This is a genomic window from Pseudomonas sp. JZ134, from assembly GCF_051027695.1.
Classification (GTDB): domain Bacteria; phylum Pseudomonadota; class Gammaproteobacteria; order Pseudomonadales; family Pseudomonadaceae; genus Chryseomonas; species Chryseomonas luteola.
Genome location: NZ_CP069250.1, coordinates 2,995,914 through 3,008,913, shown reverse-complemented (window position 1 = coordinate 3,008,913; position 13,000 = coordinate 2,995,914). Strand labels below are relative to the sequence as shown.

The window sequence follows — 13,000 nt, the reverse complement described above, 5'->3', positions numbered from 1 at the left end:
CATGGGGTGTCCAGGTGTTACGGCAGCTCGTGGCGGTAGGGCAGACCTTCCATATCTCCGATAACCTGTACGGCCTTGGCGCCAATCCAGTTACCCCGGGCCACGGCAGCGGAAACATCCAGGCCTTCGAGGCAGGCACTGACAAAACCGGTTGCGAAGCCATCGCCAGCGCCGACGGTATCGACGACGTTTTCCACCGGATAGCCAGAAACGTGACCCTCGCTTTCATGGGTGCGGTAGTAGGAACCCTCCGGTCCCAACTTGATAGCAACCACCTGGGCGCCCTGGTTCAGATAGAAGGTAGCAATGTCTTCGGGAGTGTCATAACCGGTAAGTAACCTGCCTTCGGCCAAGCCCGGCAGTACCCAGTGGGCCAGACTGGCGAGGCGGTTGATCTCCTCGCGCATGCGGGCTTCGCTAGGCCAGAGGGAGGGACGCAGGTTGGGATCAAAGGACACACTACGGCCCTGCTGGCGTGCACTGTTCATCAAGTGGTAGGTCAGTTCGCGAAGCGAATCTGAAAGGGCGGGTGGAATACCCGTCGCATGCACGTGACGAACATCCAGCAGGGCGTCATCGAAGTCATGCTCTATCGATAGATGGCTGGCGGCTGACCCCTTGCGAAAGTACTCCACGATGGGATCACGGCCATCGATTTCCCTCGATTTGAACTGAAAGCCCGTAGTGTGCTTGGGGTCGATGGCAACCCGGCTGCAGTCGACCCCCTCGCGCTCGAGCGTTGCACGAATAAAGCGGCCCAGAGAGTCATCGCCTACCCGTGACAACCATTTCACTTTCAAACCCAGACGGGTCAGGCCAATGGCAACATTACTGTCGGCACCCGCGATACGTTTGCCGAAATGTTCGACGTCGGCCAGGTCACCGGGCTCTTCAGCCACGAACATTGTCATCGTCTCGCCAAAGGCCAGCACGTCGTAATCAGGCATGGTGCGTCTCCTGCTGAGTGGTACCAAGACGGCCCAATGCCTCGACATGACGCTGGGTCTCGCGAACCACGTCGCCCTGCAGGGGAAATTCGATGGCGCGTGGCAGTCCTGTCTTGAAATGAGTAAATAGCCGCGCCCAGCGTTTCAGATCCTCGGCTTCAGGGGGCATCGCATGAAGACGGCCGTTGCGCTCGCGAACAGCCTTGCAATGGATGTACTCCACGTAGCACCCTAGTAATTGTGCGGCCGTTTCTGGTTGCTCGTTCTGCCAGTGCCAGTTGCCGACATCGAAGGTCATGCCGATAGGCAGTTTCATTCGCTGCACAACATCAAAAAACGTTTGTAAGGCCTTGAGTCGACCCCCTTGCGGAGTCTGGTCATTTTCAATCAGCAGACGCACTGAGCTGGCGTCCAGCATGTGACCCAATGCTTCCATGTCACAGTAAGGTGTGAAGTGGCCAAGGGAGATCTTGAGCGTATGCGCTCCAAGGCGGGCGGCGCGTACCATCGCAGGCTGTAACTCACGGGTGGGTTGATGCTCGCCTTGTGACCATAGCTCGATGGGGACCGAGTAGACGCATTCCAGTCCCTGTGCAGCTATGCTGTTACCCAGGGCGGATAGCTCAGGTCGCATGTCATCGAACAGTTCGTCACGTATCTCGACGGTACTGGCGCCGGCTCCTGCTATCAGCGGAAGGAAATTTTCCTGACCGCGAGCGCGTACGGCATCAGCACCAAAGGCAGAAGTAGTCACTACGACATCAGGTTTCATAACGCCTCCTGAAACCGGTTTCATTGAAGGTCGAGCACAGTGTGCCGCCCCCACATTGTTGTTTTAACGTCGCGCCGGGGTAGAGCCGCGTACCACCAGTTCGGCCGGTAATGCCAGCGTCCGTGAGCTCGACACATCGCCTCGCAGGCGTTCCAGCAGATACTCCAATGCGGCTACGCCCAGCGCATGGGTTGGTTGAGCAATGGCGGTAATGCCGTCGCCTACCAATGGATACCAGTCAAGATCGTCCAGGGCGATTAGTCCAACCGATTCAAACGTTCTGTAACCTAATTCCCTGAGGCCTTTTGTCACAGCGAGCGCGGCAATGCCGTTCGCCGCCATGATGGCTTTAGGGCCATGATCGGTATCGGAGAGAAAATGCGCGAGCTGCTCAAGTAGCGTAGCGCTGAAACCGGCGGAGGAGCTGACGCGCCCTCGCACACCCGCGCGGGGTGACAGGTAGTGAATGAAGGTTCGGGCGCGCTCTTCTCGTGAACTGGTTCCGTCCAGATCTTCGGTCACCATGAGCAGGTCGCGGTAGCCCCGCTCAAGCAAATGCTCAAGACCCAACCGAATGGCCTGTGTGTTATCCAGCCCAACGAGATCGGCATCCAGACCATCCAGCTTGCGATCAAGCAATACCATGGGCAATTCTCGATGCAGTTGCTGAAGCTCTCGGGGATGGTGACCTAGCGTGTTAACGATCAAGCCTTCCACGTTATAGGACTGAAGCGCATTCAGGTGGCGCTCTTCCTGGAGGTCATCTCGATCAGTGTTACATACGATGAGAGAATAGCCATGCCGACGGCAGGCCGTCTCGACGCCATGCATGACGGCAACGGAATAGGGATTGAGCATGTCGGCTACCAGCATGCCGATAAGCCGGCTGCGGCCGCGCTTGAGACCTCGCGCCATTTGATTGGGCTGAAAGCCAAGCTTTTCGATCGCCCGTTCGATGCGCAAGGCCAGCGCATCCGATAATAGCTGCCGATCCCCGCTGATGTAGCGAGAAACGCTCGCCTTGGAAACGCCTGCTTCCTGAGCGACCTGATTGATAGTGGCACGCGGCGGCCGCATGCTTTGAAGAGGCATATCCAATGGGCCTGCTCCCTAATATTGTGGAGTTCTTGTCTATGGAACGACAGGCTTTGAAACCGGTTTCAGAAAACCATTTTATTCTGTGGCTTGGCAAGAGTACGCCTGGCTTGAACCGACGAGCGGCAGCCCTCATATAGAAAGCTCATAACCTTGTACAATAAAGGTTTCGCCTCGCCATCTTCTCAGGGCCACACAATGACTATCGATGAGTTATCAGCTGAGCTGGGCAAACGGTTATCGGCATTGAAGGCACAGGTCGTAACTGCCGAGTCCTGCACCGGCGGCGGTATTGCCGAAGCCATTACCCGCGTAGCGGGCAGCTCTGCCTGGTTCGAAGCGGGATTTGTGACGTATTCCAACGCCCAGAAAACGGCCCAGCTGGATGTGCCGGATCACTTGTTTATGGAGGTAGGCGCTGTCAGTCAGGCGGTTGTCGAGGCCATGGTACGTGGGGCGCAGGCACGCAGCGGGGCCCGGTTCGCTGTTGCGGTCAGTGGTATCGCAGGCCCGGGTGGCGGCTCTCCAGAAAAGCCTGTCGGGACGGTCTGGCTGGCGTGGGGAAACGGCTCTGACATCTATAGCGAGAAACATTTTTTTCCTGGCGACAGAGCTGCTGTCAGGGCTCAGACCGTTGTGGCTGCATTGGAAGGATTATTGCGAATTTCGACATGAGAAAATCGCATCGAAAGGTAGCCAGCGAGCCCTTCTTATGCTTTAATACTGTTCACATATACAGTGCTTTCCACGGCCGTCTGGCCTACCTTCTTGCGAGAGGATTTTAATGGACGACAACAAAAAGCGCGCCCTGGCCGCGGCCCTGGGTCAAATTGAGCGTCAGTTTGGCAAAGGCGCAGTCATGCGCATGGGTGATCATGAGCGTCAAGCAATTCCGGCCATTTCCACCGGTTCGCTCGGCCTCGATATCGCCCTGGGGATCGGCGGTCTGCCCAAGGGCCGTATCGTAGAAATCTACGGTCCGGAATCGTCGGGTAAAACTACGCTGACCCTGTCCGTCATTGCTGAGGCGCAAAAGCAGGGCGCAACCTGTGCCTTCGTTGACGCAGAGCATGCGCTGGATCCGGATTATGCCAGCAAGCTGGGCGTCAATGTTGACGACCTGCTGGTTTCCCAGCCGGATACCGGTGAACAGGCGCTGGAAATCACCGACATGCTGGTGCGCTCCAATGCTGTAGACGTGATCATCGTCGACTCCGTAGCTGCCCTGGTGCCCAAGGCGGAAATCGAAGGCGAAATGGGTGACATGCACGTAGGTCTGCAGGCGCGTCTGATGTCTCAGGCGCTGCGCAAGATCACCGGCAATATCAAGACCGCCAACTGCCTGGTTATTTTCATCAACCAGATCCGTATGAAGATCGGGGTGATGTTTGGCAACCCGGAAACTACAACTGGCGGTAACGCGTTGAAGTTCTACTCCTCGGTCCGTCTGGATATCCGCCGTACCGGTGCGGTGAAGGAAGGGGACGAGGTGGTAGGTAGCGAGACCCGCGTTAAAGTCGTCAAGAACAAGGTGTCTCCACCATTCCGTCAGGCTGAATTCCAGATCCTGTACGGCAAGGGCATCTACCGTAACGGTGAGATTATTGACCTGGGCGTACAGCTGGGTCTGGTTGAAAAGTCAGGTGCCTGGTATAGCTACCAAGGAACCAAGATTGGCCAGGGTAAGGCTAACGCGGCCAAGTTCCTGGAAGAGAACCTTGAAGTACGTAATGCGCTCGACAAGAGCATTCGCGAAAAGCTTCTAAGCCAGGCCCCCGTTAAAGGGGCGGCCACTGAAGAAGCCGAAGCGGGCGCTGACGCTGACTTCTAAGGTTCTGCCTGATAAAAGCCCTCGCTGTGCGAGGGCTTTTTTATTTCAGCCTGATAATTTTACGGGGCGTTTGAATGCCTATTGAACTCGATACCCCAGCGGCTGTTCGCCTGGCAGCCATGGATCTACTGGCCCGCCGAGAGCATGGCCGACAAGAGCTGGTTCGCAAGTTGCGTAAGCGGGGGGCACCGGATGAACTGATCAACGCAGCCCTGGATCGCCTGGCCGAAGAGGGGCTGCTGAGCGAGACACGTTATCTGGGTAGCTATATCGCAAGTCGTGCCCGGGCGGGTTATGGACCTGTTCGTATCCGTGAGGAATTGGCCCAGCGCGGTCTTGCCCGTGCTGATATCGAACAGGCGCTATCGGAGTGTGAGGAAGACTGGTCGGCCCATTTGCGTGATGTCTGGCAACGCAAATTCAAAGGCAAGCGCCCCGCTGACGCTAAGGAACGCGCACAGCAGGGCCGTTTCTTGAGCTACCGCGGTTTCTCCATCGACAGCGTCAGCCGATTGCTGCGTGGCGCGCCAGATGACTGATAGGTCGGGCCCGGCTAACGCCTCTCGATTAGCGTAGCCAATGTTGTGGATCGTTCAGTGAATCCACCAACTCGCGCAGGCGCCCATAATCGCGGCCATTGAAGTTGAAGGAAAGCTGGCTCAGGTGAGCAAATTCCGGTTCGTCGATGTTGGTTTTGCCCGAGGCTTGCTGAGTGAAGTGCCCGCTTTTGCACAGGTCCGCAAAGTGCGTATCGATATGCGCCAGCGCCTCGGATGTTAGGGCATGGTTCAGACGCATCACGAATTGACCGTTCAGCCAGCGTGTCGAATGAAAGTTGCTGTAGAACCGGCTGATGATCTCTGCTGCCTCTTCCGCAGTATGCACCAGCGTTGCCAGTTTCAGGTCTTTGGGCAGGATATAACGCTCATCCGCCAGGTTCTTTTTCAGAAAACTGACCGCATCCTTCCAGAACGTACCCTCAGGTGTATCCAGTAGCACGACGGGTACGAGAGGGCTTTTGCCGGTTTGTATCAGCGTAAGGACTTCAAAGGTTTCGTCCAGGGTACCAAATCCGCCAGGGCAGAGCACAAGTGCATCGGCTTCCTTGAGAAAAAACAGTTTACGTACGTAGAAGAAGTGAAAGGACAGCAGGTGATCGGTGCCGTCCATGGTTTGGTTGGCCCGTTGTTCAAAAGGCAGGGTAATGTTGAAGCCCAGGCTATTGTCCAAGCCGGCACCTTCGTGAGCTGCCGCCATGATGCCGCCACCTGCTCCAGTGATGACCATCATGTCCCGCTGAGCGAGGGCTGAGCCGAGTGTGCGGGCCAGCACATAGAGTTCATGATTCACGGCCGTACGGGCTGATCCGAAAACCGTTACCTTGCGCCGCCGCTTGTATTGCTCAAGATGACGAAAGGCATTTTCCATCTCTCGCATGGTTTGCATCATGATCTTGGCATCCCAGCGGTTGCGGTCTGCCTGGGCCATGCGAACCACGGTCAACAGCATGTCGCGATACAGAGACAGATTGGGACTGTTGGCCGGAACAGTATGAGCCAGCAGCTCATCAATCTTTTGGGAAAGGTCTTCGGCACTGACCTGTACATGACGAGACAGATAGTCGTCTTGTGCGTCTGGGTTCATCTGCATACTCCTGGTAGCCACTGCTGTATAATCAAGCTGCCATTCCAGGCAGCGATTACCTTGCCTTTAGCATAGTCGGGCGCGGAGTAAGAAAGGCAAATGCCTGTCTTGAATGGCCATGCCAGGCGCGGCATGGCAAAGGAAGCTTACTTGCTCAGACCGCAATCGGCTGCTTCGAAGCGCTCGTTCGCAACCGGGCGATTGCTCTGGTATTCGGTAAAGCTGTACACCAACATGGCGCCACGGGCTAACAACTGGCGGTAGCCGGTGTTGCGGCAGACACTGGCGGCCAGCTGGGTGCGTACCGTCGCCGGGTTGGCTTCCATCTGATGCGCATGGCTGGCACGTACACTCAAATGATTGATGAGCTGGCGCCCTTCAACGGTATAACCACGGTCAAGAATGTCTTCATTGATAGCGCGCGGAGTCCCCACGCTGCTTTCTTTCGCGACCTTTTGCAGCATCTGCGACAGTTCTTGTTCTTTCAGCGAGGCCGCCTGGGCCGCTGCAGGAAGGATGAAGCAAAGGGCGAGGGCAGTATAACGCAGCATTGAACTCTCCAACGTAGATCAGGCTCGCTTCGACCGCAGGGCAGCCGTGATGTTCGCAAGCAAAGGCTAATTGCGGTACGCAAAGGGTACTCCTGTGGTCGGCGCTTTCAAAATGCCAGATGTGTTCTGGACAGCCTTTGTTAAACTTGTCCACGTAAATCACGCAGTACTTCTCATGCCTTATATCCGCTCTGCCAACTCTTCTTCCAGTCCGCCAAATGCCGTAGCCCGGCTGCGTCATGATCGTCTGGCGCGTAGCAGCAAACCTTTTGTTGCCCGTGGATCCCGTATTCAACGCTGTGAGGGGTGTCGCCTTGCGCTGCCTCACTGCTTCTGTGAATGGCGACCTGCGGTCGAGTGCGCGGCAGGCATGTGCCTGATCATGCACGATGTAGAGCCGCTCAAGCCAAGCAATACCGGATGGCTGATTGCCGATGTGGTCAGTGACAGTTTTGCCTTTGGCTGGTCGAGAACGGATGTAGATGACGCACTACTGGCCGTGCTGAGCGATCCTCAATGGCAACCCTATCTTGTATTTCCGGCCGAATACTCAGCGCCTGAACGAGTCGTGCAAACGGTAGAGCCAGTCCAGGGCAAGCGACCTTTATTCGTCCTACTGGATGCTACCTGGACGGAGGCACGAAAGATGTTTCGTAAGAGCCCTTATCTGGATAGCCTGCCGGTGCTAAGTCTGAGCCCTGAAGAGCTTTCCCGCTATCGCCTGCGACGCTCCACACGAGGCGAGCACCTCTGTACGGCAGAAGTGGCTGCACTTTGTCTGGAGCTGGCGAGGGAGGAAAGAGCGGCGGTGGCGCTTGATTCCTATCTGGACGTGTTCAGTGAACGTTATCTCAACGCCAAACAGAATCGCCAGACAGATCCGTTCAGCCCGGCGCATCAGCGATTGCGGCCCTTCGTTGCCGCATTCTCCTGATTAGTTTGTCACCTTGGGCTCGACCACGGCCTTTCTGGGCCAGAGCTGCGCAACCAGCATGCCGATAAACATGAGCGCGCAGCCCAGATAACCGCGGGCGGTAAGCGACTCGTCTAGCAGCCAGGCGCCAAAAAAGGCCGCAAAGACGGCTTCGAGTGAAAAAATGATTGCCGCATGGGAAGCAATGGCGTCGCGCTGTGCAACGACCTGCAACGTATAACCGATGCCGGCGGCAATGATACCGCCATACAGCAGCGCGGGAGCGGCCTGAATAATGTTCTGAGCTTGAATCGGCTCAAACAGCAATGCCAGCGTCAGGCTGACCGCTGCACAGAATGCGAACTGAAGGATGGACAGTAGCATCGGATCATGGCGGCTCGCAAAATGCCCTACGACCAGCACATGCGCTCCCCAGGCAAAGGCGCCGGCCAATTGCAGCCAATCGCCGGAAGCTACCTTAAAATTCTCGCCTATGCTAAGCAGACACATGCCTGCCACCGCCAGGCAGGCACCTAGCCAAGTGCCTCTGCCGGTGCGTTCGCCAAACAGCAAACCCAGAATGGGGACTACAATCACATAGAGTCCGGTGATGAAACCGGAGTTGGTCACGGATGTGAATAGCAGGCCCACTTGCTGGAAGTTGATCCCAATGGAAAGCAGCAGACCCATCAGGCAGCCGCCGACCACTACGCGACGGTCGAGGCTAATCGGTGTTCTGGCGCGGCGATGCAGCACCAGCAGGACTGGAATCAGTGTCAGTGCACCCAATGCAAAGCGAAGTCCCGTAAAGAGGAACGGACCGATGGAGTCCATGCCGGCGCGCTGTGCAATAAAGGCGCTCCCCCAAATCATGGCTGTGATCAGCATGAGAGCATCGGCACGCAGGGCTTGGGTACGCATGACAGGCTCGCTTGGCAAAAGCCGCCACTCTGCCGGATGGCTGTGACTTTGGGAACCCTGTGATTATGGTCGCAAAGTGCCTTGACCCGTCGTCGGACGCTCGGCATTCTGAGCCGCTGAAATTACAGAATCATAATAAGGACCAATTTACCGATGGCCGCCTATCAGATCCTCATCGCGGATGATCATCCGCTGTTCCGTAGCGCCCTGCAGCAAGCCTTGACGCTTGGCTTGGGGCAGCAGGCACAGCTGGTGGAAGCGGCAAGTATCGCCGAACTCGAGGCTCAGCTGGCGCACAAGACTGACTGGGATCTGGTCCTGCTCGACCTCAACATGCCGGGCGCCTATGGTTTTTCCGGACTGGTACTGCTGCGCGGGCAATACCCACAGATTCCTGTTGTCATGGTCTCTGCTCAGGAAGACGCCGCTGTAGTGCAGCGCGCTCGGGAGTTCGGTGCCAGTGGTTTCATACCTAAATCCAGCGATCTGGAAACGATCCAGCAAGCCGTACGCCTTGTGCTGGATGGTGATACCTGGTGGCCGGCCCAAGGAGAGGGCGCTGCGAACCTCAGCGAAGAAGCCAAGGCCGCGAAGGCCGGATTATCCAGCCTGACGCCCCAGCAGTTCAGGGTGCTGACCATGGTATGCGATGGTCTTTTGAACAAGCAGATTGCCTATGAACTCAGCGTGTCGGAAGCCACAGTGAAAGCGCATGTAACGGCGATCTTCCGTAAATTGGGTGTGAGAACCCGAACGCAGGCCGCCCTGTTGCTGCAACAGCTCGAATCAACTCCAGGCTGATGAGTTTTCACGCTTTTTCGACACGCTACAGGCTAGTCTTCTATTGAGTCGCTGCATGGAGCCTGGTGTGATATCTCCCTATAAAGGCAAGACCGGCCTTAAACGTGTCGTCAAGGCTACGGGCTATTCCCTGGCCGGTCTGAAGGTGGCTTTCAAAGGGGAGGCTGCCTTCCGCTCGCTGGTGCTGATGAGCTGCATCCTGATCCCGCTGGCCTTTTGGCTGGATGTATCGCGAGGCGAGCGGGCGATCATGGTGGGGGTTTGCCTGCTTTCGCTGATTGTCGAGCTGTTCAATGCTGCTATCGAAGCCGTGGTGGACCGCGTCTCGCTGGGATGGCATGAGCTGTCCAAGAATGCCAAGGACCTGGGCAGTGCGGCTCAGTTCGTAGCAATGTGGATGATTGCAGCCGTCTGGTTGATCATTCTGCTGGGGTAGCACGCTCCTTGAAGGGGGCCAGCAAGATCTGGTCGCTACGTGCAATACCCTCGGTAAGCTTGCGACACAGTACCAGGAATTCGGTCATGGCTGCCGTCTGGTATTTCTGGCGGTGCCAGATAAAACAGAACTGACGACGCAAATCCAGGCTGGGAGTTTCGATTGGGACAAGACTGCCGCGCTCGAAGGCATCGCGCAGGGCAAGCCTCGAGATGCAACCGATGCCCAGACCTGATTCCACTGCCCGAATAATGGCCTCTGTATGCTCCAGCTCCAGGCGAATATTCAGGGGCGCTGCATGATGACGCATGGCCTGATCGAACGTCAGGCGAGTACCGGAGCCTTGCTCCCGAAGAATCCAGGCCTGATCAATTAGCTCTTCCAGACCTACCGTTGGATGGTTGGCTAAAGGATGTTGCGGAGCACAGAAGATTACCAGCTCATCTTCAATCCAAGGGTGGACTTCAATATCCGCGTCCTGGCAATCCCCCTCAATCAGTCCCAGATCAATGTCATGGTTAGCCACGCGCTGTACGATATGCGCTGTATTATGAACATGCAGGCGTACCCGGCAATCGGGATGACGTTGCATGAAATCACCCAGCAGGAGCGTAGCCAGATAGTTGCCAATAGTGAGCGTGGCGCCGACCTCCAGTGAGCCGAATCCGGTCTTGCCCCGTAGCAGGTTCTCGATCTCGTCGCTGCGGTCGAGCAAGGCAACTGCCTTGGGCAATAACTGGCGGCCCAAGGCATTGAGGGTCAGCCGTTTGCCTGCACGGTCAAAGAGTTTGCAGTCGAACTGACGCTCTAGCTCTCCCAAGGCCGTGCTGGTTGCCGATTGTGAGAGCGCAAGCGTCTCTGCCGCGCGGGAAACACTTTCCAGGCGGGCGACGCCGACGAAGACTTCGAGTTGACGCAACGTGAATCTCATATCTGCTCACTGGATAACCGATATCCGAATTATTCATTTTACGGATATTCTTACGTTATATAAAATGCCGCGCAAATGCGCTTGGTCGCGTCCTTTTTGTCAAACCCGATCCAGAGCGGTCACACGTGCAGGTAGTCCCGCCTCCGCGAGACAGAGCCGGGCATCAGCGTCTTTGGGCAGGTGATTAGGAGTTTTTCATGAGTAATCTGTACACCGAGCGCGTCCTGAGCGTTCACCACTGGAACGATACACTGTTCAGCTTCAAGACGACCCGTAATCCGGGGCTGCGTTTCGAGAACGGCCAGTTCGTCATGATCGGACTGGAAACCGAAGGCGGCCGTCCGCTGATGCGCGCCTACAGTATCGCCAGCCCCAACTATGAAGAGCACCTGGAATTTTTCAGCATCAAGGTTCCGGATGGTCCGCTGACCTCCCGCCTGCAGCACCTGAAGGAAGGCGATAACCTCATGGTTAGCCGCAAGCCTACCGGTACGCTGATTCTGAGCGACCTGAAGCCTGGCAAGCACCTTTATCTGCTATCCACCGGCACCGGCATGGCGCCGTTCCTGAGCACCATTCAGGATCCGGAAACCTATGAGCGTTTCGAGAAGGTGATTCTGGTTCACGGTGTACGTTATGTAAATGAACTGGCCTATGCCGACTTCATCACCAACGTACTGCCTGAGCATGAATACTTTGGCGATATGGTTCGCGAAAAGCTGATCTATTATCCGCTAGTGACGCGTGAAGAATTCCGCAACATGGGTCGTCAGACCGATCTGATGCGCAGCGGCAAGTTATTTGAAGATATCGGCCTGCCTCCGATCAATCCTCAGGACGATCGTGCGATGATTTGCGGCAGCCCTAGCATGCTGGACGAAACCAGCGAAGTGCTGAACGAGTTTGGTCTGACCATCTCTCCACGTATGGGTGATCCGGGTGACTACCTGATCGAGCGCGCGTTCGTCGAGAAGTAAGCGTTACCCGCGTTATCGAAACCCGCCCTGGAGGCGGGTTTTTTGTGTCTACGGTAAGGGCTGATCAGGCGCAGAAAGGCTGTTTGACCCAGACTCAGTCATTATCTGCACGCTCGATATCCAGAATACGGATGACATTGGGCTCCGGATAATGCCAATGGACGTCTACATCCCATAGGCGAACACCATAACGGCGGTCAGGCGGCGGGATTTGATAAGCCGGGCGAGGGTCCTGAGTCAGGCATTGCTCAATCAGAGCGGCCAATGGCTCATTCAGACGCTTTCCATGCTGCTCCGCCTGCACGCGGGCTTCGTGCGTCCAGAGGACCGGAATCCCATCGGGAGGTGCACTGGCTATGGTATTAAAGGCAGTTGGAATTGCATCGGCGTAGGGCACGTAAGGCTTGATGTCCAGCACCGGGGTACCGTCCAGCAGATCGATGCCTGACAGCCTGAGCCGGCCCGGCTCGATAGCGTCCAGTGTTACCACAGATTGCCCAATACCATTGGGACGGTGAGTGGCACGCGTCGCAAAGACACCTAGGGAACGGTTCCCGCCCAGGCGGGGAGGACGTACTTTAAGACGCGGTTTCTCTTCCAATGTCTGGTGAAAGAGAAACAGCAGCCAGACATGACTGACGTGTTCCAGTCCCTGTACAGCATCCGGGTGGTCGAACGGCGGCACAAACTCCAATACACCTCGGGCAGCCGGAGCCAAATGGGGCTGGCGAGGGATGGCGAACTTCTCCTTGAAACAAGAGCGGATATGGCCGATAGGGGAAACGCTATAAGTCATGGGGAGCGTCATAAGGGAGACAGGCTGGCTATTTTAGCCTGTCTGGCTCAAGTATGACTCTCACGCATAGCCTTTGAAGTATTCAGCTGGTTACGGCGAACACCACGGATGTTCATGAATGCCAGCCCCAGTTGCAAAACGATCAAGGCATACGCCTGTGTATGCAGGCCCCAGGTGATCCATAATCCATTGCTGGCAAGAAAGCACCAGAACCCAAGGTTTCGGCGGTTTTCACGTTGGGAAGCAACCAGCCACGCCGCGATCAAGGTCACGGCCATGGCTGGCCATTGCAATAAATCGATGTAATCCATGAAACATTCCTGCTGACAGACCTTATGCAGAGCGCTCTATCGGCAGGTGAGTTCCAACAGCGTGTCGGCGGTCA

The 13,000-nt window shown here is 56.4% G+C and carries 16 protein-coding genes; 7 read left to right on the top strand and 9 right to left on the bottom strand.

Annotation, left to right across the window (positions count from 1 at the left end):
• Nucleotides 1–17 precede the first annotated feature (17 nt).
• From JQR86_RS14005 to JQR86_RS13995, 3 genes are all read right to left on the bottom strand, one after another.
• Nucleotides 18–947, bottom strand: coding sequence for a sugar kinase (locus JQR86_RS14005; RefSeq protein ID WP_434153764.1), 930 nt, complete (start codon nucleotides 945–947; stop codon nucleotides 18–20).
• Nucleotides 940–1,719, bottom strand: coding sequence for a sugar phosphate isomerase/epimerase family protein (locus JQR86_RS14000; RefSeq protein ID WP_404625673.1), 780 nt, complete (start codon nucleotides 1,717–1,719; stop codon nucleotides 940–942). Before JQR86_RS14000 ends, JQR86_RS14005 begins: the two co-directional genes overlap by 8 nt.
• Before the next feature lie 63 nt (nucleotides 1,720–1,782).
• Complete coding sequence (locus JQR86_RS13995) at nucleotides 1,783–2,811, bottom strand: LacI family DNA-binding transcriptional regulator (RefSeq protein WP_074828148.1); 1,029 nt, start codon at nucleotides 2,809–2,811, stop codon at nucleotides 1,783–1,785.
• A gap of 201 nt (nucleotides 2,812–3,012) precedes the next feature.
• On the opposite strand from JQR86_RS13995, the gene JQR86_RS13990 reads away from it, so the two are divergent.
• The 3 genes from JQR86_RS13990 to recX all read left to right on the top strand — a co-directional run bounded on the left by JQR86_RS13990 (nucleotide 3,013) and on the right by recX (nucleotide 5,184).
• Nucleotides 3,013–3,489: a CinA family protein gene (locus JQR86_RS13990; RefSeq protein ID WP_010797424.1), complete on the top strand. Its 477-nt coding sequence runs from the start codon at nucleotides 3,013–3,015 to the stop codon at nucleotides 3,487–3,489.
• Nucleotides 3,490–3,598: 109 nt separating this feature from the next.
• On the top strand, nucleotides 3,599–4,645 hold the full coding sequence (recA, locus tag JQR86_RS13985; RefSeq protein WP_010797425.1) for a recombinase RecA: 1,047 nt from the start codon (nucleotides 3,599–3,601) through the stop codon (nucleotides 4,643–4,645).
• A gap of 74 nt (nucleotides 4,646–4,719) precedes the next feature.
• Nucleotides 4,720–5,184 carry a recombination regulator RecX gene (gene recX / locus JQR86_RS13980; RefSeq protein ID WP_010797426.1) on the top strand — a complete coding sequence of 155 codons (465 nt, stop codon included), beginning with the start codon at nucleotides 4,720–4,722 and terminating at the stop codon, nucleotides 5,182–5,184.
• Nucleotides 5,185–5,212: 28 nt separating this feature from the next.
• Here recX and JQR86_RS13975 read toward each other — a convergent pair whose 3' ends face one another.
• Together JQR86_RS13975 and JQR86_RS13970 are read right to left on the bottom strand one after the other, a co-directional pair.
• Nucleotides 5,213–6,289, bottom strand: coding sequence for a TIGR00730 family Rossman fold protein (locus JQR86_RS13975; RefSeq protein ID WP_434153763.1), 1,077 nt, complete (start codon nucleotides 6,287–6,289; stop codon nucleotides 5,213–5,215).
• Between the two features lie 146 nt (nucleotides 6,290–6,435).
• Complete coding sequence (locus JQR86_RS13970; protein WP_010797428.1) at nucleotides 6,436–6,840, bottom strand: quorum-sensing-regulated virulence factor family protein; 405 nt, start codon at nucleotides 6,838–6,840, stop codon at nucleotides 6,436–6,438.
• Nucleotides 6,841–7,015: 175 nt separating this feature from the next.
• Here JQR86_RS13970 and JQR86_RS13965 point away from each other — a divergent pair, with 175 nt between their 5' ends.
• Entirely contained in the window at nucleotides 7,016–7,774 is a 759-nt protein-coding gene (locus tag JQR86_RS13965) for a tRNA-uridine aminocarboxypropyltransferase (RefSeq protein ID WP_434153762.1), read from the top strand.
• On the opposite strand, the gene JQR86_RS13960 is transcribed toward JQR86_RS13965, so the two are convergent.
• Nucleotides 7,775–8,674 carry a DMT family transporter gene (locus JQR86_RS13960; RefSeq protein ID WP_434153760.1) on the bottom strand — a complete coding sequence of 300 codons (900 nt, stop codon included), beginning with the start codon at nucleotides 8,672–8,674 and terminating at the stop codon, nucleotides 7,775–7,777.
• A 153-nt stretch (nucleotides 8,675–8,827) separates the two neighbouring features.
• Between JQR86_RS13960 and erdR the strand changes: the two genes are divergently transcribed.
• Together erdR and JQR86_RS13950 are read left to right on the top strand one after the other, a co-directional pair.
• Nucleotides 8,828–9,475 carry a response regulator transcription factor ErdR gene (gene erdR, locus JQR86_RS13955; protein WP_010797431.1) on the top strand — a complete coding sequence of 216 codons (648 nt, stop codon included), beginning with the start codon at nucleotides 8,828–8,830 and terminating at the stop codon, nucleotides 9,473–9,475.
• Nucleotides 9,476–9,530: 55 nt separating this feature from the next.
• Nucleotides 9,531–9,911: a diacylglycerol kinase gene (locus JQR86_RS13950; protein ID WP_434153759.1), complete on the top strand. Its 381-nt coding sequence runs from the start codon at nucleotides 9,531–9,533 to the stop codon at nucleotides 9,909–9,911.
• Here the strand turns inward: JQR86_RS13950 and JQR86_RS13945 are convergent.
• Nucleotides 9,895–10,842: a LysR family transcriptional regulator gene (locus JQR86_RS13945; RefSeq protein WP_434153758.1), complete on the bottom strand. Its 948-nt coding sequence runs from the start codon at nucleotides 10,840–10,842 to the stop codon at nucleotides 9,895–9,897. The two genes, JQR86_RS13950 and JQR86_RS13945, sit on opposite strands and share 17 nt — an antisense overlap.
• A gap of 197 nt (nucleotides 10,843–11,039) precedes the next feature.
• Here JQR86_RS13945 and fpr point away from each other — a divergent pair, with 197 nt between their 5' ends.
• Complete coding sequence (gene fpr, locus JQR86_RS13940; RefSeq protein ID WP_019364473.1) at nucleotides 11,040–11,819, top strand: ferredoxin-NADP reductase; 780 nt, start codon at nucleotides 11,040–11,042, stop codon at nucleotides 11,817–11,819.
• A gap of 94 nt (nucleotides 11,820–11,913) precedes the next feature.
• On the opposite strand, the gene tsaA is transcribed toward fpr, so the two are convergent.
• Nucleotides 11,914–12,615, bottom strand: coding sequence for a tRNA (N6-threonylcarbamoyladenosine(37)-N6)-methyltransferase TrmO (tsaA, locus tag JQR86_RS13935; RefSeq protein WP_125889458.1), 702 nt, complete (start codon nucleotides 12,613–12,615; stop codon nucleotides 11,914–11,916).
• Between the two features lie 47 nt (nucleotides 12,616–12,662).
• Complete coding sequence (locus tag JQR86_RS13930) at nucleotides 12,663–12,926, bottom strand: hypothetical protein (protein ID WP_010797436.1); 264 nt, start codon at nucleotides 12,924–12,926, stop codon at nucleotides 12,663–12,665.
• Nucleotides 12,927–13,000: the final 74 nt, after the last annotated feature.

Bases quoted from the DNA above. Each gene is read 5' to 3' on its own strand.
- JQR86_RS14005 (WP_434153764.1), bottom strand. From the start codon at position 947: ATGCCTGATTACGACGTGCTGGCCTTTGGCGAGACGATGACAATGTTC.
- JQR86_RS14000 (WP_404625673.1), bottom strand. From the start codon at position 1,719: ATGAAACCTGATGTCGTAGTGACTACTTCTGCCTTTGGTGCTGATGCC.
- JQR86_RS13995 (WP_074828148.1), bottom strand. From the start codon at position 2,811: ATGCCTCTTCAAAGCATGCGGCCGCCGCGTGCCACTATCAATCAGGTC.
- JQR86_RS13990 (WP_010797424.1), top strand. From the start codon at position 3,013: ATGACTATCGATGAGTTATCAGCTGAGCTGGGCAAACGGTTATCGGCA.
- recA (WP_010797425.1), top strand. From the start codon at position 3,599: ATGGACGACAACAAAAAGCGCGCCCTGGCCGCGGCCCTGGGTCAAATT.
- recX (WP_010797426.1), top strand. From the start codon at position 4,720: ATGCCTATTGAACTCGATACCCCAGCGGCTGTTCGCCTGGCAGCCATG.
- JQR86_RS13975 (WP_434153763.1), bottom strand. From the start codon at position 6,289: ATGAACCCAGACGCACAAGACGACTATCTGTCTCGTCATGTACAGGTC.
- JQR86_RS13970 (WP_010797428.1), bottom strand. From the start codon at position 6,840: ATGCTGCGTTATACTGCCCTCGCCCTTTGCTTCATCCTTCCTGCAGCG.
- JQR86_RS13965 (WP_434153762.1), top strand. From the start codon at position 7,016: ATGCCTTATATCCGCTCTGCCAACTCTTCTTCCAGTCCGCCAAATGCC.
- JQR86_RS13960 (WP_434153760.1), bottom strand. From the start codon at position 8,674: ATGCGTACCCAAGCCCTGCGTGCCGATGCTCTCATGCTGATCACAGCC.
- erdR (WP_010797431.1), top strand. From the start codon at position 8,828: ATGGCCGCCTATCAGATCCTCATCGCGGATGATCATCCGCTGTTCCGT.
- JQR86_RS13950 (WP_434153759.1), top strand. From the start codon at position 9,531: ATGGAGCCTGGTGTGATATCTCCCTATAAAGGCAAGACCGGCCTTAAA.
- JQR86_RS13945 (WP_434153758.1), bottom strand. From the start codon at position 10,842: ATGAGATTCACGTTGCGTCAACTCGAAGTCTTCGTCGGCGTCGCCCGC.
- fpr (WP_019364473.1), top strand. From the start codon at position 11,040: ATGAGTAATCTGTACACCGAGCGCGTCCTGAGCGTTCACCACTGGAAC.
- tsaA (WP_125889458.1), bottom strand. From the start codon at position 12,615: ATGACTTATAGCGTTTCCCCTATCGGCCATATCCGCTCTTGTTTCAAG.
- JQR86_RS13930 (WP_010797436.1), bottom strand. From the start codon at position 12,926: ATGGATTACATCGATTTATTGCAATGGCCAGCCATGGCCGTGACCTTG.